The sequence below is a fragment of the Enterococcus sp. VV15 genome (assembly GCF_005236045.1).
Lineage (GTDB): Bacteria > Bacillota > Bacilli > Lactobacillales > Enterococcaceae > Enterococcus_B > Enterococcus_B durans.
On record NZ_QPTY01000024.1, the window covers coordinates 20,347 to 42,473 of the forward strand.

16 protein-coding genes and 1 other annotated feature are annotated in these 22,127 nt (G+C 39.1%); of the genes, 1 reads left to right on the top strand and 15 read right to left on the bottom strand.

The annotated features are described in order from the left end of the window. Positions 1 to 86 precede the first annotated feature (86 nt). The 9 genes from cbpB to DVW83_RS09580 form a co-directional block, all read right to left on the bottom strand. Positions 87 to 587 carry a cyclic-di-AMP-binding protein CbpB gene (gene cbpB, locus DVW83_RS09540; protein ID WP_005877101.1) on the bottom strand — a complete coding sequence of 167 codons (501 nt, stop codon included), beginning with the start codon at positions 585 to 587 and terminating at the stop codon, positions 87 to 89. Positions 588 to 693: 106 nt separating this feature from the next. Next, positions 694 to 1,206 carry a metallophosphoesterase gene (locus tag DVW83_RS09545; RefSeq protein ID WP_104662123.1) on the bottom strand — a complete coding sequence of 171 codons (513 nt, stop codon included), beginning with the start codon at positions 1,204 to 1,206 and terminating at the stop codon, positions 694 to 696. Further along, on the bottom strand, positions 1,207 to 2,556 hold the full coding sequence (gene rph, locus DVW83_RS09550; RefSeq protein WP_104662124.1) for a ribonuclease PH: 1,350 nt from the start codon (positions 2,554 to 2,556) through the stop codon (positions 1,207 to 1,209). A gap of 3 nt (positions 2,557 to 2,559) precedes the next feature. Beyond that, positions 2,560 to 3,372, bottom strand: coding sequence for a glutamate racemase (gene racE / locus DVW83_RS09555; RefSeq protein WP_104662125.1), 813 nt, complete (start codon positions 3,370 to 3,372; stop codon positions 2,560 to 2,562). A 494-nt stretch (positions 3,373 to 3,866) separates the two neighbouring features. Continuing rightward, the gene (locus DVW83_RS09560) at positions 3,867 to 4,340 is read right to left on the bottom strand and encodes a GNAT family N-acetyltransferase (RefSeq protein ID WP_104662073.1); all 474 of its coding nucleotides are present in this window, start codon (positions 4,338 to 4,340) and stop codon (positions 3,867 to 3,869) included. 310 nt (positions 4,341 to 4,650) lie between these two features. Continuing rightward, positions 4,651 to 5,307, bottom strand: a complete 657-nt coding sequence (locus tag DVW83_RS09565; RefSeq protein WP_104662072.1) for an amino acid ABC transporter permease — start codon at positions 5,305 to 5,307, stop codon at positions 4,651 to 4,653. A 15-nt stretch (positions 5,308 to 5,322) separates the two neighbouring features. Continuing rightward, positions 5,323 to 5,970 carry an amino acid ABC transporter permease gene (locus tag DVW83_RS09570; RefSeq protein WP_016176730.1) on the bottom strand — a complete coding sequence of 216 codons (648 nt, stop codon included), beginning with the start codon at positions 5,968 to 5,970 and terminating at the stop codon, positions 5,323 to 5,325. A gap of 12 nt (positions 5,971 to 5,982) precedes the next feature. Next, the gene (locus tag DVW83_RS09575; RefSeq protein WP_104662071.1) at positions 5,983 to 6,798 is read right to left on the bottom strand and encodes a transporter substrate-binding domain-containing protein; all 816 of its coding nucleotides are present in this window, start codon (positions 6,796 to 6,798) and stop codon (positions 5,983 to 5,985) included. A gap of 20 nt (positions 6,799 to 6,818) precedes the next feature. Continuing rightward, complete coding sequence (locus tag DVW83_RS09580; protein WP_104662070.1) at positions 6,819 to 7,556, bottom strand: amino acid ABC transporter ATP-binding protein; 738 nt, start codon at positions 7,554 to 7,556, stop codon at positions 6,819 to 6,821. Positions 7,557 to 7,811: 255 nt separating this feature from the next. Here DVW83_RS09580 and trpS point away from each other — a divergent pair, with 255 nt between their 5' ends. Then, positions 7,812 to 8,822: a tryptophan--tRNA ligase gene (gene trpS, locus DVW83_RS09585; protein WP_005877083.1), complete on the top strand. Its 1,011-nt coding sequence runs from the start codon at positions 7,812 to 7,814 to the stop codon at positions 8,820 to 8,822. Between the two features lie 56 nt (positions 8,823 to 8,878). On the opposite strand, the gene pheT is transcribed toward trpS, so the two are convergent. The 6 genes from pheT to DVW83_RS09615 all read right to left on the bottom strand — a co-directional run bounded on the left by pheT (position 8,879) and on the right by DVW83_RS09615 (position 21,910). Continuing rightward, a complete protein-coding gene (gene pheT, locus DVW83_RS09590; RefSeq protein WP_104661131.1) occupies positions 8,879 to 11,299 on the bottom strand; it encodes a phenylalanine--tRNA ligase subunit beta in 2,421 nt (806 codons plus the stop codon). A 6-nt stretch (positions 11,300 to 11,305) separates the two neighbouring features. After that, the gene (gene pheS, locus DVW83_RS09595; protein WP_104661132.1) at positions 11,306 to 12,349 is read right to left on the bottom strand and encodes a phenylalanine--tRNA ligase subunit alpha; all 1,044 of its coding nucleotides are present in this window, start codon (positions 12,347 to 12,349) and stop codon (positions 11,306 to 11,308) included. A 51-nt stretch (positions 12,350 to 12,400) separates the two neighbouring features. Next, positions 12,401 to 12,604, bottom strand: a binding site (T-box leader). A 42-nt stretch (positions 12,605 to 12,646) separates the two neighbouring features. Continuing rightward, the gene (locus tag DVW83_RS09600) at positions 12,647 to 12,988 is read right to left on the bottom strand and encodes a winged helix-turn-helix transcriptional regulator (RefSeq protein ID WP_104661133.1); all 342 of its coding nucleotides are present in this window, start codon (positions 12,986 to 12,988) and stop codon (positions 12,647 to 12,649) included. 69 nt (positions 12,989 to 13,057) lie between these two features. Then, positions 13,058 to 16,777, bottom strand: coding sequence for a helicase-exonuclease AddAB subunit AddA (gene addA, locus DVW83_RS09605; protein WP_104661134.1), 3,720 nt, complete (start codon positions 16,775 to 16,777; stop codon positions 13,058 to 13,060). Further along, on the bottom strand, positions 16,774 to 20,304 hold the full coding sequence (locus DVW83_RS09610) for a PD-(D/E)XK nuclease family protein (protein ID WP_104661135.1): 3,531 nt from the start codon (positions 20,302 to 20,304) through the stop codon (positions 16,774 to 16,776). The genes addA and DVW83_RS09610 overlap by 4 nt, the downstream gene beginning before the upstream one ends. A 139-nt stretch (positions 20,305 to 20,443) precedes the next feature. Continuing rightward, on the bottom strand, positions 20,444 to 21,910 hold the full coding sequence (locus DVW83_RS09615) for a peptide MFS transporter (RefSeq protein WP_104661136.1): 1,467 nt from the start codon (positions 21,908 to 21,910) through the stop codon (positions 20,444 to 20,446). Between the last annotated feature and the right edge of the window lie 217 nt (positions 21,911 to 22,127).

The following is a 22,127-nucleotide window of genomic DNA, read 5'->3' on the forward strand; positions in this document are numbered from 1 at the left end:
TTCAGAGAATCAGCTTCTCAGTGGGTGCTTTTGAAACACTTTTCGTTTAAGGTAGAAAGTCGACTGCCTTATTTTTACTCATTCGTCTAACTGACGATATTGATTTTCTCTTTTAATTCTTCTACTTTAGGAGAGACGATGTTCCGACGTTCTAATTCATGAACCATATAGTTCACAGCCTTCAATAATTCTTTTCTGGTAATGATCCCCTTAAAGACTTTTTCTTCTGTCACAACTGGTAAAAATGGCGAATCCACTAGCAAATGCAAGACATCTTCTAGTTCCCAATTCTCGTCGATCGTTGGAACATTTGTCTCCATCACATCAGCTACTGTCAACCCTTCTAAAGGATCCATACTGATCGTTTGAAGGTCGATCATCTTGTTTACCACATCGGATAGACTAACTAATCCAACAAAACGGTCATCTTTTCCTAAAACAGGGATCTTCGTGTAGCCAACTTTCGATAAAACGAGCAACCCATGTGATAAAGGATGTTGATACATCACATTTGCTACATTTTCAGCAGGAATCAAAAAAGTTTCCTGATTTTGTAGTAATAAATCTCTTACAATAGGTCCAATCATCGGATGCCCTCCATTTCTATTTCACTCAACAATCTTATTTTACCGAAAACGGATGCACAAATCATAAAATCAATTGATTTTTTAGCAAAAATTAGAGAAATTTAAGTTAGCGTGCATACGTAAATGTCAATTCCTCTACTGGTTGGTGTGCACGATTATAGTACTGTACCTCTATTTTGGTTGCTGTACTATCAATAATTGCATACGATGGGATTTGGATTGGGCCACGAGGCTGGGAAATACTGCCAGGATTTAAATAGAGAATGCCTTGGTCAAATTCACAACCGATTTGATGAGTATGTCCAAAAAAGATCATGTTCGCTCCTAGTTCTTTAGCTGCCATCGCTAACTGAGTCAGGCCAAAACGGACATTCGCTAGATGTCCATGAGTAAGCAATACTTTATCGACCCCTGTATCGATAAATTGCTTTGTTTCGTATCCTGGACCAAAATCACAATTGCCTTGAACGACATTAAAAACATTCCACAACACATCTTCTGCTGATAATTCTGAGTCCCCACAATGGAAGAAATGATCAATCTTTCCTTGGTAACGTTCGACCAGCTGTACTAAGATATCTCGATCGCCATGATTATCACTTACTACTAAATACCGCACTTATTTCCCACCTTCCAGCCATGTTTTCCACTGTTTGCTTAATTTTTTCATCGCTTGCGCACGATGGCTTTTTTTATTTTTTTCTTCACTTGGTAATTCTGCTGCTGTTTTATCAGACCCATCTGGTAGAAATAACGGATCATAACCAAACCCATTTTCACCTTGTGGAATCCTAACGATCTTCCCTGGCCATTCTGCCTCCACTACTAAACTATCCTTGTTTGGTGCAGCAAAAACCAACGTACAATGAAATTGGGCAGTCCTTTTTTCATCTGGTACTTCTGTCAATTCATAAAGGAGTTTTGCATTGTTTCCAGCATCACTTTTATGTTCCCCGGCAAAGCGTGCCGAATAGATGCCCGGCATGCCCCCCAAAGCATCCACCTTTAATCCAGAATCATCTGCTAACACAGGTTGATTCAGTAAATGAGCAATCGTTTCCGCTTTCAAGCGTGCATTTTCTTCGAATGTCGAACCCGTTTCTTCCACGTCTGGCAACTCTGGATAGTCGAACAATGTCTTCACTTCGTATCCTTCTTTACCGAACATCGCTTTGAACTCTTCTGCTTTTCCTGCATTTCTAGTAGCGATGACGATTGTCTTGTCTTTTTCCAAAGTATCTGACACTTCTGGAGTAAACAAGCTGTTTTTTTGTTCCAAGATCAGCTGTTCAATCGCACTCTTTCCATAAAAAAGCATTTCATTCAATTGTTCGCCATCAAAAGTGGCTTCTTCACCAGTCCCTTGGATCTCCACAAACTTTCCTGATTCAGTCATCACGAGATTCATATCCACCAATGCAGCAGAGTCTTCTTCATAATCTAAATCCGTTGCACAGGTTCCATCTGGAAGAATCCCTACACTGATTGCTGCTAAGTGTTCTTTGATAGGGTCTTCTTTTAAGTTCTTCTCTTGAAGCAATTTGTCAACAGCTAGTTTCAAGGCTATAAACGCACCTGTGATACTTGCTGTACGCGTCCCGCCATCTGCTTGTAAGACATCACAATCCACAATGATACTACGTTCTCCTAGTTTTTCTAGGTCAACGACGGCTCGCAAAGAACGTCCGATCAAACGTTGGATCTCCATCGTTCGACCTGATAGTTTTCCTTTGCTGCTCTCTCTGCGGTTTCTCGTATTCGTCGCACGCGGAAGCATGCTGTATTCAGCAGTGACCCAACCTGTACCGGTATCTCTCAAAAAAGGAGGGACACTGGTTTCAACCGTTGCAGAACATGCAACAGTCGTATCACCAAACCTGATCATAACAGAACCTTCCGGATGTTTAAAAACATTTGTTTGGATCGTTACTTTTCTTAATTCCTGTGCCTGTCTTCCATCATGACGCATGTCTCATACTCCTCCTAGATCAATATGTTCTACTTTTACATGGTCGATCGGTAACCAGTCTTCTGCAATCTCTTTAAAAAGTTTCGCAGAACCCGTTGTATAAAATCGACAAATCTCTCGGCCGTTTTTTGGCGAATTACTGATTTCAAAATAGTCTAATAACATAGATACTTCACCTACTGTTTCAGCTCCTGAATCAATCAGTGTAACATTCTCTCCCATAACATTTTGAATAATCGGACGCAGCAATGGATAATGTGTACATCCTAAAACAAGCGTATCGATATTTTTAGAGAGAAGCGGTGTCAAGGTTTCCGCTACTATTTTTTTTGCTACTGATGAATGGTACTCATTACTTTCGACTACCGAAACAAATTTCGGACAAGCCAAACTAGTCACTACTAATTCCGGTACTTTTTCTTTAAGGGCTGTTTCATACGCACCACTTTTTACCGTTCCTAGTGTACCAATGATACCAACATTTTTATTTTTTGTTTTCTTCACTGCCGCTCTTGTTCCAGGTAGGATCACACCGATAACTGGAATGGGGAGCGTTTCTTTGATTTTTTCCAACGCAACCGCTGTCGCTGTATTGCAAGCAATCACCAACATCTTGATTCCTTGCTCCACCAGATGGTTTGTCATTTCCCAGGTAAATTTGATGACCTGCTCTGCGGGTCTTGGACCATAAGGACAACGTGCAGTGTCTCCCATATATAAAATATTTTCGTTTGGCAATTGTTTCAAGGCTTCTTTCACTACGGTCAAGCCGCCGACCCCTGAATCAATAAAACCTATTGGGCGCTTATCAGTCACTCATATCATCCTTTTTTCAATAAATTCTATCTTCCTTATTGTGGACTTTTTGCCCTTATTTTTCAAGTCCTACATTCTTAATTGCTACCCCCTATTTCTATAGTTATTATTTGAAAACCGAATGTGGGACAAATCTAAAAATCAGTTTTGCTACAGACATATAACATGGTTAGATATAGATTTTTACATCATTCAACTGAAAAGTTTGGAATCCCCTTCGATTTTCCCATATAATGCAGTATACATTTGCTGATTGTTGTTACAAAAAGAAAAGAGTGTGGGACAAAAGTAAGAAGCACTGTTGTCTCATTCTTTAAAAACGAATAAACGGTGGGAGCAGAAGCAACTCCTTCTTAAATAAGCCGAAATTCACAAAAATTTGAAAAGCAATTTTCGTGAATTTCGGCTTATTTCTCGGAGTTAAACACTTCTGTCCCAACCTCTTTTCTTTTATTCGCTGTTCGGATTATTTTTGAAGTTTTCTGTAAATTTAGTTACCGTTGATACAAGTTATAGATATAAATCAACTCGTCCTCTATTTTCGTCTCATAAGTAAAATCAAGTTTCTCAAGCAACCTGATTGAAGCATCATTTTCTGGTAAAACACCCGCCTTGATCACCTTGCCTCCTTGATCGATGACCCAATTTATAGTTTCAGTAACTGCTTCTGATGCGTAGCCGTTTCTGGCATATTGTGGATGAATAGTATACCCGATCCAATAGGTATCATTTTCCTTTCTCAAATAGATATCCCCCACCAACTGATTTGTGTCTGTATGGATAATTACAAGCTGCATCCCTTTTTCCAAAGAGACATCATGAAGTAATTCAGCTTCGTAGAACGCCTTTGACTTTCCTTTAAACCCTTGATAACGCATCCAATCAATATTGTTTCGATAGTCCATAAAGCTATCGATGTCTCCAGAAACAAACTTCCGTATGTTGAGACTCTTCGTCTTTATCTCCATTCTGCTTCTCCTCACATCCAATTAGACTTAGTGAAATATCTGATCGCTTTTTGGTTATATTCTGCCATTTTATCAGAGATAATGCTACTTACTTTTTTTAGAAAAGATGTCAAAACAAAACTTATTAAGACAAATCGATAACTTAATCTTGACTGCAAAATAACTTTTGTCGTTACTAAAGTAAATTTCACATGTGTTTCATTCAAAAAAACCGTTACTCGTAAAATGACCCGTTTTACGAATAGCGGTTTTTTCTAATGATCGTGCGTTTATGCTTCTTTTTAAAGCTTGTAATAGCCTAGATTTTGGTTTAATAACTGTATTTTCTTCTTTCTAGATAAGAAGAAAGCAATGATAATGCATAACAAACAACGAAGTACATGAATGTCATAGCGACGAACATCGGTAAGACATAATTCGTGTTTTGCCCGTAGATGATTCGTGCTTGGTGTGTCAATTCAGGTAACGAAATGATCACTGCCAAAGAAGTGTCCTTGATCAATGAGATCAATTGGCTGACGATAGCAGGAATCATTGATTTAAAGGCTTGCGGTAAGACAATGATTCTCATAGTTTCAACATAAGTCAGTCCTGTCGAAAGCCCCGCTTCCATTTGTCCTTTAGGAACAGCATTCAACCCGGCACGAAAAATTTCTGATAACATTGCTGATTCAAAAATCGTCAAAGCGACAACAGCTGACCAGAAGATATTCATTTGAATCCCGATCTGTGGTAAAGCAAAATATGTGAAAAAGATGATCAGCAATAACGGTAGATTTCGTATGATATCGATCACAAATCCTAAGATTTTTGAAAAATAAGGAATATTCGAGAAACGGATGACCCCTGTCAAACCGCCAATCAAAAAGCTAAAAATGATCGAGAACAACGATACTTCTACCGTGACTTTTAGTCCTTCTAATAAAAAGCGGATATTCATCCATGAAAAAGCGCCACTAAAATCCATTCTGTTTTCCCCTTTCTATGAACGAACTGCCCATTTTTTTTCAAGATAAACCATCAAATAAGACAATGGCAAAGTAATCACTAAGTAAAAGAGCCCAACAATGATATACGTATCGAATGTATTAAATGTTTCACTCGCAATCAAGTCTCCTTGGTACATTAGATCCAAACCGGCAACAATGGCCAAGATCGAAGAATTTTTTACTAAATTGATAAACTGGTTTCCAAGTGGCGGTACCACGATCTTAAATGCTTGAGGCAAAACGATATAACGCATCGTCTGCGAATAAGTAAGACCCGCGGATAATCCAGCCTCTGTTTGACCTTTTGGTACTGTTTGGATCCCTGAGCGCACTGTTTCTGCAATAAATGCAGATGTGTAGATTGTCAAACCGATCGTCCCTGCTTGGAATCCATCAAAGCTGATCCAATAGAGAGGAACAACGACATAGAAAAACATCACAATGATCAATAATGGAATATTTCTAAAAAATTCAACATAAGCTTTTGCTAAACCGCTGATTAGTTTGTTTTTCGACAATTGGAAAATTGCCATCAATGTACCGATGATCAAGCTGAATAACAAGGCTAAGATACTTGAATAAATCGTGATTTTAAATCCATCTACGAAGGTGGATCCATATGTTTGTATCAATTCACCCATTCTTTTTCCTCCTTAATCCACTTTCCCTTGCGTTGAACCTGGGAACCATTTTTGGTAGATTTTTTCATACGTACCATCTGCAAGCATATCCTTCAACGCTTTGTTGACAGCATCCAAGAAATCCTTCTGCCCTTTATTGATTGCGATCCCATATGGTTCATTCGTGAACGCTCCTCCAGCTAAAGTGTACTCAGGATTTTCATCTGCCATCCCTAATAAAATAGCATTATCTGTTGTCATCATATCCCCTTGACCTGACTGCAACGCTGTAAAAGCTTCTGCATAGTTTTCTAGTTCAAGGATCTTTGCATCTGGTGCATGTTTTCGAATATTGATGGCTGAAGTTGAACCTTTAACCGCTAATACCGTTGTATCCGCGTTCAAATCATCCACACTTTTGATTGGACTTCCTTTTTTGACAAGTAATGACTGCCCTGCATCAAAATAGACTTCCGAAAAGTCAACTTGTTTTTTTCGTTCATCCGTGATCGTCATCGTCGCAATGATTGCATCAATGTTCCCATTTTTCAATAGAGGAATACGTGTTTTAGATGTCACTTCCACAAATTCCGCTTTTCCTTGTTTGCCTAGAATTTTCTCAGTGATTGCTTTAGCAATATCAATATCAAAGCCTTCTACTTTGCTGCTTTTAATGTCCATCATACCAAACAATCGGGTATCATATTTTACGCCCCAAACGATCGTATCTGTTTTTTTACTACGTTCTAATATGTTTTCATTTGCAACACTTTTTCCTTTACAGCCAGTCAATACCAGAAACATGAGCCCTAAAAGGAAAAATAAACGAATAATCGATTTTTTACGCATCTTATTCCTCCTACTGATGATTAATGATTGATTACTTTGCTGATGAATTGTTTTGCTCGCTCTTCCTTTGGATTTTCAAAGAAATTCTTCACATCACGACTGTCCTCTAACACTTCTCCATCAGCCATGAAAATCACGCGGTCTGCTACTTCTTTAGCAAATCCCATTTCGTGAGTAACCACGATCATCGACATGCCATCATGTGCTAATTTTTTCATAACATCCAAAACATCACCGATCATTTCTGGATCAAGTGCAGAAGTTGGCTCGTCAAAAAGCAGCATTTCAGGATTCATCGCAAGTCCGCGAGCAATCGCTACACGCTGTTGTTGACCACCAGACAACATTGATGGATAAGAATCTTTTTTATCTAACATATTGACTTTCTTCAAAAATTTTTCTGCATTTTTTACAGCACTTGCCTGATCTTGTTTCAACACTTTGATTGGTGCCAAAGTGATATTTTCTAAGACAGTTTTATTTGGATAAAGATTGAAATGTTGAAAAACCATCCCAACATTTTTACGTACTTCTGTTAACTTTGTCTTTTTATCATGTAGGTCGATATCATTAATCAACAGCTTTCCAGAAGTGATCACTTCTAACCCATTGATACATCGAAGCATAGTGCTCTTCCCAGATCCAGAAGGACCAATGACAACGACGACTTCCCCTTTCTCAAACTCAAGGTTTATGTTTTTCAAAGCTTGGAATTTGCCGTAGTATTTCTCTACGTTATCAAATTTAATCATTGCCATCACATTACACTCCCATTATTATTTAGTAAGATTTCCTTTAAAGATATATAATAGAACATATTATATCTGATAGGTAAGCTACTTGTAAAGTTTCTTTGAAAATTTCCTAGATACTCTTTTCTAGCAAGTCTTTGACTATCTTACCGTTTTTTTCTCTATTTTACTTGAATTTTGATTGGCAACTGTTGTGTCTTCATCTAAAAAACGGTAAGATATGAAGTGCTTAGTCTTAGAAATCGTAAAGAGGTGTCTTTTTTGAAAAATATTATTTTAACAGGCGATCGACCAACAGGAAAATTACACTTAGGCCATTATGTTGGTTCATTAAAAACACGTGTTGACATGCAAGCAGACGAGAACAATCAACTATTTGTGATGATCGCTGATATGCAAGCATTAACTGATAATGCTAAAAACCCAGAAAAAGTATCTTCTAATGTCTTAGAGGTTGCACTCGATTATTTAGCAGTAGGACTTGATCCAGCAAAGTCTACGCTCTTTATTCAATCTCAGATACCAGAATTAGCAGAGTTGACGATGTACTATTTGAATCTAGTCAGCGTAGGTCGTGTGCGTCGTAACCCTACAGTCAAAACAGAAATTGAACAAAAGAAATTCGGTGAAAGTGTTCCCACTGGGTTCTTCATCTATCCTGTTTCTCAAGCAGCTGATATCACAGCCTTCAAAGCAAATCTAGTTCCTGTGGGCGAAGACCAAAAACCAATGTTGGAGCAAACACAAGAAATCGTGCAAAGTTTCAACCATACGTACAGTGATGTCTTAGTTGAACCAAAAGGTGTTTTTCCACCTAAAGGAATGGGTCGCTTACCGGGTATTGATGGTAACGGAAAAATGAGTAAATCATTAGGAAACGGGATCTATATCTCTGATCCCGCTGATGTCGTGAAGAAAAAAGTTATGAGTATGTATACTGATCCAAATCATATTCATGTCGAAGACCCTGGACAAGTTGAAGGAAATATGGTCTTCACTTATTTAGATGTCTTTGGAAAAGATAAAGAAGCAATCGAAGAGATGAAAGCTCATTATCGTCGTGGCGGACTTGGTGATGTGAAGATCAAGCGTTACTTGATTGATGTTTTAGAAGAAGAATTCGCGCCGATCCGCGCCCGTCGTGAAGAGTTAGCCAAAGATCCAGATGCGGTCATGGCGATTCTTCGTGAAGGAAGCGCAAAAGCCGCAAAAGTAGCAGCGAAAACATTAGCAGAAGTCAAAACTGCAATGGGTATCAACTACTTCAATTAATCGGATAAACAAAAAAACAATGACTAAATCGTACTGATTTAGTCATTGTTTTTTTATTATCGAATATTTGCTTGGACTGTTTCGGTCAGTTTTTTCTCTACTTTAGCCATCGCTTGATTGATTTCTTCATCGGTCATTGTGGCTTCTGGGTTCGTAAACGTCAAACTGTACGCCAACGATTTATATCCTGGTTCGATATTTTGTCCTTGATAGACATCGAACAATTGGATACTCGTTAAAAATTTTCCTGCTGCTGCACGAATGACAGTCATTACTTCTTGATTTGTCACTGTTTCTTTCACTAACATTGCAATATCACGTGTCACACTTGGGAATTTCGTCACTGCTTGGAATGTGATTCCTTTTTGAGCGGCTGACAATACTGAAGACAAATCGAATTCCGCTACATATGTTTCTGGAATATCATATGCTTTTGCTGTGTTTGGATGAACTTGACCGACAAAACCAAGATACGTTTCTCCTAGATAGATTTCCGCAGTTCTTCCGGGATGCATGTCTTTCATGGTAGTAGTTGGCTGATAAGAGATTTCATCTGCCACTGCTAATTGTTCAAACAAGTTTTCCAATACACCTTTGATCGTATAAAAATCAACTGTTTCAGGTTTTTCTTGCCAACTCTTTTCCTGCCATGTCCCTGTCAAGGCTAGGGCAACATGTTTCACTTCTTGTGGCAAGTGTGTCAACGGATCATTTTCTTGGTAGAAGACACGACCTACTTCATAATACGCTACATCACTATTCTTTCTTGCCACATTGTAGTTGACATTATCCAATAGACCACTGATCAAATTCATTCTTAAAACAGAACGTTCTTCACTCATTGGCCAGTCCAGTCTTGTGATCTGTGATTCCTTTGTTGTGAATTGGCGGGATTTTTCTTCTGTTGTCAATGCATAGCTGATTGCTTCACTTAATCCACTACCTTCTAATAAAGTACGGATCTTACGTGTGGCTGCTTGTTCACTCGTCAAGCTTCCTGCGACAGTTGCTCCACTTGGCAATGTAGAAGGCAAACGATCATAGCCGTAAATCCGAGCAACTTCCTCGATGATGTCAGCTTCGATTTGAATATCCCAGCGTCTAGGTGGAACAACGACCGTATAAGTTTCCCCGGTCACTTGATAACCGAAACCTAACGCCTCAAAAATTTCATTCACTTCAGTTACTGTTAATGCTGTTCCTAGATATTGGTTGATTCGCGACAATGTAATCGATACTTCTACTTCATTTGCTTGATATTCAGAACCTTTGACAGCACCTTCTAGTACTTCTCCTCCTGCTAGTGACTGGATCATGGCAGCAGCAACATCACTTGCTTCACCAACAGTTGCTTTGTTGATTCCTTTTTCAAAGCGTGCAGAAGATTCACTGCGCAAATTGAATTGTTTTGCTGTACGACGGATCGAAACTGGATCAAACAAGGCAGATTCCAGTGCGACTGTTGTCGTTGTTTCTGTGATTTCAGAGTCAAGTCCACCCATCACACCAGCTAATGCAACTGGTTCTTTTCCATTTGTGATCACTAGATTATCTGATGTCAAATTACGAGTTTCTCCATCTAATGTGACTATTGTTTCTGCATTTTTTGCATGGCGAACAACGATTTCTTGAGAACCTAATTTATCATAATCGAATGCATGAAGCGGTTGTCCAAACAAGAGTAAGATATAATTTGTGATATCCACGACATTATTGATTGGACGAATGCCTTCATTCATCAATAGATTTTGTAACCATTGCGGACTTGGTTGGATCTTGACATTTTCAATGATCCGAATTTGGTAGGCAGGGACTAATTCTTGATCCTCTACGGTTACATCGATTTTATCCGCTGCTTTGCGCGCAACTTCAACTAGTTTTTCATCTGCAAATTTCGGTGTTTGACGATAGATTGCTCCCACTTCATAAGCAACCCCGCGCATGGATAACGCATCTGCACGGTTTGGTGTGATCGACAGTTCAATGATCGCATCGTCCATATCAAGGTAAGAAAAGACTGGTTCTCCATTTATCGCATCTTGAGGCAAATAATAGATTCCTTCCGCATACTCTTTAGGAACGACGCTATCAGAGTAACCAATTTCTTGTAATGCACAGATCATTCCATTTGATAATTGTCCGCGCATTTTTCCTTTTTTGATTTTTACATTTCCTGCAATGCGTGAATTTGGTAAAGCGACGATTACTTTGATCCCTTTTTTCACATTTGGTGCACCACAGACGATTTGTGACAGTTCTTCTTCACCGATATCTACTTGGCAGATCGACAAATGGTCAGAATCTGGATGTGGCACACACTCCATGACTTCACCAACGACGATTTTTTTCAAACCTTCTTCTGGAACAGTGATTCCTTCTACTTCGATCCCTGTCACAGACATTTTATCAGCCAGTTCTTTTGGTGAAACTGCTGATAGATCGATGTATTTATTTAGCCATTTATAAGAAACTAACATGCTTTTTTACTCCCCTTTGAACTGACTTAAGAAACGTAAGTCATTTTGATAGAAATTACGGATATCATTGACACCATAACGTAACATTGCCACTCGATCTGGTCCAAGGCCAAAGGCAAAGCCAGAGTATTCTTCTGGGTCGATCCCTGACATTTCCAAGACATTCGGATGAACCATTCCTGCACCTAGGATTTCGATCCAGCCAGTGTGTTTGCAGACATTACAGCCAGCACCACCACATTTGAAACAGCTCACATCTACTTCTACAGAAGGTTCCGTAAATGGGAAGTAGCTTGGGCGTAAGCGAATTTCACGGTCTTCCCCAAACATTTTTTTCATTACGACTTCTAATGTTCCTTTTAAGTCACCCATCGTAACGTTCTTATCAACTACTAGTCCTTCAATTTGATGGAACTGGTGGCTGTGGGTTGCATCATCTGTATCTCTACGAAAAACTTTTCCTGGAGAGACCATTCGAAGTGCACCTTTAGAGAAATCATGTTTTTCCATTGTACGTGCTTGAACAGGTGAAGTATGTGTACGGATCAAAATATCCTCAGAGATATAAAAAGTATCTTGCATATCACGGGCTGGATGATCTTTCGGTAAATTCATCCGTTCGAAATTGTAATGGTCTGATTCCACTTCATTTCCTTCAACGATTTGGTAACCCATTCCCACAAAAATATCTTCGATCTCTTCCATGATCTGTGTCAAAATATGACGTGTTCCTTGTTTTACCTGACGGCCTGGTAAAGTAATATCGATTGTTTCTTTTTCTAATGCAGCATTTAATGCAGCTTCTTCTAATTTTTGTTTTTTACGCTCGATTTCAGCTGTTAAGAGGTCACGGATCTCGTTTGCAAAACTTCCTACTTTAGGACGTTCTTCTGGACTAAGATCTTTCATTCCACGTAAGACTTCAGTGATTGGTCCTTTTTTTCCTAAAGTTTCTATACGGATTTGATTTAATTCTTTCAAATCTTGTGCAGTCGTGATTTTAACGATTGTAGCTTCTTTCAAGCTTTCTAGTTGTGCTTGTAAAGACATTTGCCTGTTTCCTCCTTCAAAATTCAAATACAAAAAAAGACCTCATTCCTGTAAAGGAACGAGGTCTTCGCGTTACCATCCTAATTTACGGTCGAAACCGTACACTTATTTTCTTTAACGACAATTGCCGGTCTGAATCATCAGACGAACTCGGAAAGTGAACTTCATTTTTCAAACGCAGAATCTGCTTACAGTCTATGACAGATCTCCCTGGTCAGGTTTATCCAAATTACTCTTTTTCGTCATCGTTCTTTATCTATTCAACTAACGTTAGTTTACAAGATTTTCTAAACAAAATCAACTGCATTCTTCCTCAGTGACCCACTTCTCACTCCAAACTTGCAATTGGACCATTGCTTTTTGGAGATCTGCGCCTTTTTCAGTCAACATATATTCAGAACGACCAGAATCATTACATGAAATGTTTCTTGTGACGATTCGTTCTCGTTCGAGCTCTTTTAATCGTTCAACTAAAACGCGATCACTCACCATAGGTATTTTCGCTGCGAGATCAACAAAGCGTTGCGGACCGTTTTCGAGCAATACATCGATAATCAACCCATTCCATTTTTTTCCTAATATCGAAAAAGTTTTTTCAAATTTAGGACATAGAGCGAATTCTGTCTGTGTTAGCTCCATCTTACTCACCTCTTTTTTAGAGTATAGCATATTACTTACAAAGTGTAAGTCGCAGTTGCTCAATTATTATTATTTATTAAGATTTATTATTTTCTTCGCATCCAATAAAATAAGATACACATTTGTCACTGGTTTGTCTAGTGCTTCTGACAAAGCTTTTTTGTATAAATTCAATTGTCCTTGATATTTTTGGACGATTTTTTCTATTTCCGCTTGATTTTCACCATTTGAAATATAGTCAGTTTTGAAATCATATAACTCGATAAACTCTGGAAATTCGATGTAGCCATCGACGATCCCATGAATCAGCAATTCATCGTCTTCATTTGGATACTGATCGAACACTTGATCAGCAGACAAGAGCATCGAAAATGGCTGTTCTCGTTTCACTAGTTCGCTGTGTTGCACCAGCCGTTTCCCAAGTTCAGTCTGATAAAACCACAAAATACCAGAAAGATCGATTTTTTTAGCGACTTTTTCATCGACTAGCCGTTTAGCGACCAACTCTTCTAAGAGAGAACGGATGAAGTTGGTCGTTGGCATCTCTAATGGAAGCAACTGCAATAAATAGTGTGTAGCTGTTCCAATAGAGGCAGCAGATATTTTTTGGCTTTTTTGTAAGAATTTTGGCTCAGCCAAAGTGTTTTGTGTATAACGGAATTGCTGATTATATCTCCGTTTTTCATTGTTTTCCCAAACTAGTTTGGAATCAGACGTATCATCTGGATCTTCAAATAAACGCTTAATTTCTGAAACGGATTGGTAACTTGTCGTCTGGGTCGATGCTTTGTAGGGGTAACTGTAAGCTAAACGGGCTTTCAATGATTCTTGAAGTGGTGTTTGGTCTACCTTCACTGATTCAAGTTCTTTCTTCGTCTCATTTGCCAATGATTGGCGGTTCTCTACAATATCTTGTTGCTTCATCCATGTGATCAAAAAGCGGCTTTCCGACTGTACCAACTGATTATGGACCGTTGTATCTTCCGCGTATACCTTCATTTTAGGATGACGCATCAAGCTGTAACCAATCCAGTTCAGCAAACTGCCTTTTCCTTTCAAACGAGTCGACGGCTCTAAAACAAGGGAGGTTTGGTTAGCCACTTCTGACCAGATTCTTAACGTTTCTTCCTTATTTTTGTAAGAACCCACGATAAACAGTTTTTGTTCGGCACGTGTCAATCCTACATATAGTTTACGCATTTCCTCAGACAATAATTTATTTTGTTTGGCTAATTTTATTGCTTGGTACGGCAATGTGTCGTAGAGAACACGTGTATCAGGGTCCATGTAACGGATACCTGCCCCTAGTTTTTCTTCAAAAGCATATCTTTTTCTTAAATCTTGGAGATTGAATTGTTTTGTCATATCCAATAGAAAAACAACTGGAAATTCCAACCCTTTACTTGCATGGATCGTCATGACACGCACTGCATTATCTACAGATGCAAGAACTGGTTCTGCAAGATCTTTGTCTTTTTCCTGCATTTTTTCGATGAATCGTACAAACTGATAAAGACCTCTAAATGAGCTTTTTTCATAAGATTTTGCCCGATCGACTAACGCATAGAGATTTGCTTGGCGTTGCGCCCCAGCTGGCAATCCAGCTACATATTCTAAGTAGCCTGTCTGATAATAGATAGCCCATAAAAGATCTGTAATGGAAGAACGGCGGGCTAGTTCGCGCCATATCTCCAACTGTTCACCAAAATGAGTCAGCTTATCTGCAAGTTCGTCTGTATGCTTAGCTTGATAAGCAAGAACAGCTTCATAATACGTATGCGACCGATCTGCTAAACGAATTCGGGCTAGTTCTGGTTCGATCAATCCAACGATCGGTGAACGTAAAACAGATGCTAAAGGAATATCCTGATAAGGGTTATCGATCAATTGCAGCAAAGAGACCATCGTTCGGATCTCTGTCGCTTGAAAATAGTTCTGAGCGTCATTCATTTCCAAAGGGATATCAAACGTCTTGAATATCTCTAAAATCGTCAGATTATTATTCTTTGTAGGAGTCAAAAGAACGATATCTCTATACTCGATAGGTCGATTTTTTTTCATTTTTTTATCATAGATCATGAATTTTTCATCGACCAATTGGCGGATCTTTAATCCAGTCATGAACAATTCGCCTTCTGTTTTGTCTTCTAAAATATCATCCACTGGCAATTCGATCGTCGTTTCTTCCTGTTCTTTTTCGTAAATCAATATTTCTGGTTCAAATTGTTCAGTTTCTGGAAAATCTGGGAAACCGAGAACAAGCTTTGCCGCATCATCATACGAAATCTGACCTACGACTGGGTCCATGATTTGTTCAAAGACTAAATTTGTGAATGAAAGCACTTCTTTTCTGGAACGGAAATTTTCTGCTAAAACGATACGGCGTCCGCCTTCTGTTTTAGAAAAAGCTTCGTACTTTTGGATAAACAGGCTTGGGTCTGCTAAACGAAACGAATAAATGGATTGTTTGACATCTCCTACCATAAACATGTTGCCTTTTGTTTCATTCGGTTCACGCAACCAGTAAAGAATGGCTTCTTGTAACTGATTGACATCTTGATACTCATCCACCATGACTTCTTTGAATTGCTTGCGATAATGATCGGATGCTGCGCTAGGCAACCATGTATCATCGGTTTTTTTCGTCAATATTTGTAAAGCAAAGTGTTCTAGATCATTGAAATCCAATAACCCTTTTTCACGTTTACGCTGGCTAAAACCATTCATAAATGCCTTTGTGACTTTTATCATTTCTTTCACTAACGGATATGCCTTTTTGGTCAGCTCCTCCATTTGTTCTGGTGACACAGGAAAGTAATTTTTTCCAAGTTGCTGAATGATTTTTTTTGCACGGTCTCTTAACTCTTTGACCTCAGCAGAGCGTTCTTTCAATTCGGCTTTCCGACTACTTTTAAACGTTGTGAATGTCAGCGTCTCTAATCCAGAGTAGGCTTCTGGAATCTGGTCTTGTAACAGATGTTCATAGATCACTTGTATCTGGCCTTTTTCACCAGATACCTGATCGTACATTTTTTCAAGACCTTCTTCCTGTGCTAATTGCACCATTTTCTCATACAGTTGCACGCATTGATGCATATCAGCTAAAATCAGCGGACGAAGCTGTGTTTTGTATAGGTCAGAATCAGCGAGTCCATTCTCTAAGCGATAACTCTCACTTAATTTTGTTAACCACTCTTTTGGATCAGGATTCGCACGAGCAAATTCATAAAGTGAAAAGACCAGATTGGTTAGACCATCATCTGAACGATCATTCGAGAAATTCATCGTCAATCGAAAAAATTCTTCCCTATTTTCAGCATAGAACGCCTCTCGTAATTCATCCCAGACATCTTCTTTCATCAAGATCGTTTCGGTTTCATCTGTCAACATTCGAAAAACCGGATCAATGTCGATCAAATAGTAATAACGGCGTATCACTGTCAGACAGAACGCATGCAATGTTGAGATATTGGCCGTTGGCAATAAGACCAACTGCTTAGTGAAGTGCTGTTGTCGAATGGGATCACTTTCTGTATTGACTGCTTCTTGTAGTGCCTCCTGGATTCGTTCCTTCATTTCTCGTGCGGCCTCCTCGGTAAACGTCACTATCAGCAACTCGTCCAGATTGACCCCCATCTTCAATTTCTCGATGACTCTGCGTACAAGTACTGTTGTTTTCCCAGAACCTGCTGAAGCTGAAACAAGCAAGTTATCTCCTTGATCAAAAATAGCTTGCCATTGTTCATCGGTAAATCTTTCATTTTCTGGTTTTAAAGGAATTTGATTCACTCTTCTTCGCTCCTTTTTAGTATTCTACGCAGTGCTTCTTCTTTGTTCAATTTTTCTAAGCGGTGATAGTTGTTTTCCTTCAGCATCACATCAAATGTGCATACACTTCTAAACGGACAAAATTGACAAGCAATTCGTTCTTTGTCCTTATACGCTGGATTCAGCTTGATTTCACCAGATGTGATCTTGTCTCCCGCTAAACGCATATTCGCTCGGTTATGCGCCATAAAAAGCTGCAACTCTTCTTCTGTATAGAATTTATCTTTGCTGAAACTTCCTTTTTGATACTCGTCTTTCGCATTCTTTTTCACTGGGTAGATCAAAGAATTTTCTTTAGCTTCTAAAGAATGATCCAATACTTCCAACAATCCTGGATCATCGACAAACACACCATCATAGCTGAATTTCTTCAATGTGTCTTTTTCTACTTCGTTGGTATCCGTCAGCACCGGATTATGAACATGCAGATAGTAGGAACCTGCAGGACGAACAGCTGCCTTGCCTGTAAGACGGACCGCATCCATCAGTGCCACATCTAAGTAGGTCAATAATTGCATCGCCATCCCATAATATGCTTCCGTCACATCAAAGGAACGGCCACTAGATTTATAATCAACGACACTCAACCATGTTTCTGCATCTTCAACAGCGACATCCACTCGATCGATTTTTCCACGTACATGTAATTTCCCGCCATTGTTCAACGGAAGTTCTAAACCAGGGATACCATTTGCGCCTGCGATTTGACCAAATAAAATCTCTGTCTGCAATGGTTTCAACCCAGTATTTCTACTTTGTTTTTGCAACGCCCAAGCTACTTTTTGAATCGTTTGCCCCAATTGATAACGAATGTAATTCATACGGGCAGAACTATCCAGAATCTCAAAACGTAATTCGCCAAACACTTCCTGGAGTACTTTTTCCGTAAATTCTTTTCGCTGTTTGTCCGTCATTTCAACTAATGACAACTGATTTGAGAAAAGCAATTTGAAGAAACGGTCTAGTGATTCATGGTAAAAATCTCCAGTGGCCGCTGGAGTCAGGCCGTAAACCATCCGTTCCTTGAGTTTCAGTCCAAACTGTACAAAGTATTTGTACTCGCAATTATAGAAGTTCTCCATTCTGGAAATTGACGTATAGATTTCCTTGCCATACAGCTCTTCTGCCATCTTTTGCGGCAGTGAGACAGGTATGTTTAAATGATCTTGGCTTTCGAAAATACGCAAAGCAAAATTACGCCATCTCGACTGTAAGACGACAGTCCGCAACTCCTGCCAGTAAGCGGCAAGTGGTTGTTTCTCTTCTTTAGCTAAACGATAGACACCATTGATGATATTGATCGCACTTCGATACGTGCCGACATAACAACTAGGATCGCCATCCAAGTGGAGATGTTCTTTTCGTTCGATTGGAATCGTTAAATATTCAAGGATACGACGTAGATACGGAGACATTTTCAATGTATTCGTATCGTAACTTTCCGCATAACTCAAGTACAAACGTTCCGTAGCAGAAGAAAAGACGAAATAGGCTTGAAGAGGCTCAAAGGACATCGTTTCTTTAGCTGGATCAAATAGAAACTGTTCTTCCCCCAATCTTGCATTCAGTGTTTCTCTTTCTTCACTTGATAGCAGTCCTTTCGTTTCATGACGATCAGGGAAGACTTGATCATTTAGGCCAATGGCAAAAGTGATTTTCGCCTGATTTGGCCGAACAAGTTCCAAACGATTGATTCTGACCTGATCGATTGCCGTTGGGATCTTCCCATAGCTTAAATTCTCTAATCCGCTAGACATGATTTCTTGGAACAAGCTCCAATCAAATGGCGTTTCTCCGTAGATCAACGCATATTCATCCAATAGATTGATCAATGCTTCCCATGTTTGTTCATGGTTCCTTGCTTCTGCCAGATTCCCGCGTTCGATTTCCTGATTGCGCCAAAACAGTAATTGCTGCTGGACACCACTCTGAACTAAAAATTGATAAAAGACGGACGCACCTTCTTGTCCAGTCTTACATTCTTTGATCTTTTCAAAAAAAGGAGGAACCATTTCTTTGAAGAAGTGGCGGATCTCGTTTGATTGTTTTTCCAGCTTTTGAACGTCTTCTAATTGTTCTGCTTCAAAATCATAGGAAACAAATTGCCAGTCCTTTTCTTTCGTCCAATAAGTTCCCTGATAGTTATATGCCAGTGCGACGTTTTCTGTCACATCAAGTTTTGTGCGGAATTGGTTTCGCATCACCTGCCAATTTTCCAAATCAAGTACCTCATCTTGTCTGCAGATGAACAGCTCTGTTTTGAAAAAACGCATGATGTCATCCAAACGATACGCATAACGATCTAATGCAAACAAACTATTGATCCATTCAATGAGCGGATGATTCTCCATCAGCTGATCTTCATCGACATAGTAAGGGATCGCCATTTCTTTAAAGATAGGTTGCAGCAGATTCGCATAAAGCCCCATCTCCTTCGTCAAGACTTGGATATCTCGATAACGATAATTTTCTTCACTGACTAATCGGCGGATCTCAACAGCTAATTGTCTGACTTCTTCAGTTGGATTCTCAGCCTCCCATACATGCAAGTCTTCTTGTTGCCCCAGTTTTATCGGCTTGGCTTTTTTATTGCTTGAAGTATCTTCCCAGACCGTTAATACACTCTGCAATGCAGTTGGCAGTGCTCGATCGACAGCATATTTTTCAACAAAAACCGGCACTTTTCGTTCTTTTGCGCTATTGATCAACTGAAAATACAGTTTTCCAGTTTCATGGAATAAAGTCAGTACTTCTGGCATCTCGGCAATATAAGGTCGATCAAGTACCAGATCCACGACTAAGTGTCCTTTTTCCATCATGAGTTGCAACAATTGGTATTCCTGTGCGTTCAATCGAGAAAAACCGCTGATGATAAATTGGACATTTTTCATATCTAGCGTCTTCATGTAGCTCGCTAAAACAGTCAAAGTATCTTCAAACTTAAGCGCCCGTTTCATCAATTCCTCCTCAAACTCAGAGAAGATAAGCTGGAGGTCTTTTAATTTCAATTGCTGGTCTTCTTCCTTTGGTGTTCTCTCCTCTTTGAAAAGAACTAGATCAACTGGAGAAATATTTCCCACACGCATTTCATTGTAAAGATCCTGCAATTGTTGAATAAAGCCTTTTTTATTGATTTCCCCACGAAAAATCGTTAGTTTTTCTTCGTTTTTTTCCAGTATTTGCCGTAAAATCATTGCCGAACCCGCTTCTGAAAGCTCATTGCCAGACAATAGAGTCGTTTGTGCTAACAGATACCAAGCTAAACGATAAAAACTAAAGACTTGAACGTTCGTTGTGCTGAATGTTTCCTTGCCATTTTCTTTACGCAACTGCGCCAAAATCTCTTGCTCTTGTTCAAATTTATTATAATTAGGTACAAGGAAAAATACTTGATGGTCTTTTTCTTGCGCCAGCCACTCCACCGCTTCGGCGATCAACGTGCCGCGATGATCCTTCCGATTCGTTCCAAGAATAAATTGTAAAGTCATTTTCCTCCTCCTTAATGATCGAATTCCGTTTCTTATCTATTATAGCAAAAATGAGTGAACATTAGTTCTTTCATCTCTATTTTGAACAATAAAAAAAGAGACAATCGATAAACGACTGCCTCTTTTTAATGTTTATGGATTAATGGATCGATCCCATCAATTTCTTGATTGGTTCTTTGATCGTAAAGAGTAAAACAGCTCCAACGATTGCTACCACACCGACAATTCCAAAGTACATTGATTCTGTACCTGGTGTGTAGAAACGAGCGATTTGCGCATTGATTGCTTGCGATGAAGCATCAGCTAAGAACCAAATGGCAATCGTTTGCGATTCAAATGCTTTTGGTGCAAGTTTTGTTGTCGCAGATAAACCGACTGGTGATAAGCATAATTCAGCGATAACCACGATCAAGAAGCTACCGATCAACCATAATGGGCTAACTTTACCAGATGTTCCATAAAGCATACCTGGAAGCATCATCAATAAGAAAGACAACCCTGCAAATAGTAGTCCTAAAGAGAATTTAACCACAGTTGACGGTTGACGATTCCCTAATTTTGTCCATAACGTGACGAATACTGGTGTTAGTGCAAAAATAAAGATTGGATTCAATGATTGGTACCAACTTGCTGGAATGGTCATTCCAAACAATGTAGATTGTGTACGTTCACTAGCAAACAACGCTAAAATCGAAGAACCTTGTTCTTGTAGTGACCAGAAGATGATTGCTGCAAGAAATAGCGGGATGTATGCCCAAACTTTTGGTTTTTCATCTGTTGTTACATCTTTTGAAGTTAACATTTTGATAAAGTAGTACAATGGCAACAAAATACCTAAGACACTGATTGTATTTATAAAGAAATCAATTGTTAAATGTCCTGTAACTTGCGCACCACCAAAAATAGCTACAATAACGATCAACGCGATCACTAAGTTGCGGATAAACCCTTTACGTTCTTCTTTAGACAACGGATTTGGTGCGACTGTTCCAACACCATCCAACGTTTTACGTCCTTGGATCACATATTGCAACAAACCGAAGAACATACCGATAGCAGCTAGTGAGAAACCTAAATGGTAGTTATAATTTTGACCAAGCGTTCCTACAATGATTGGAGCGATCATCGCACCTAAGTTAATCCCCATGTAGAAGATAGAGAAACCTGCATCACGACGTAAGTCTGTTTTCGAATAGAGATGCCCAACCATTCCTGAAACATTTGGTTTCAAAAAGGCTGTACCAATAATAATCAAAGCCATTGAAATAAACAATGTAGAAACTCCGAATGGCAAAGCAAGAACGATGTGTCCAATCATGATGAAGATACCACCGAAAAACACTGTCCGTTTCGCACCTAGAACGCGGTCAGAAACCCAACCACCAACGATACTTGACATATAAATCAATGAACCATAAATGGACATGATCGCCAATGCTGACGCACGAGGTAATCCAAGGCCCCCGTTTGTAACGGTATCGTACATATAGTAGATAAGTAATGCACGCATACCATAATAACTAAATCGTTCCCACATTTCAGTAAAGAACAGTGTTGACAACCCCTTCGGCTGGCCGAAGAAGCTTTTGTCTTGCTGATTTTCCATAATCTATACCCCAATTCTTTAAATTTTCAGAAAATAACATACACACTTCCCGAAAAAAATAGCTAAAAAACTTATTTTAGAAATATATACTTATTTTCTATAAAAATCAGTAAAAAACGATTGGAAAATAATAAGAAAAGACATATACGAATTTAATAATTATATAGATGTTAATCTTGAAAAAGCGAACTGAAGCTCGTTTAATCACAATGTAACC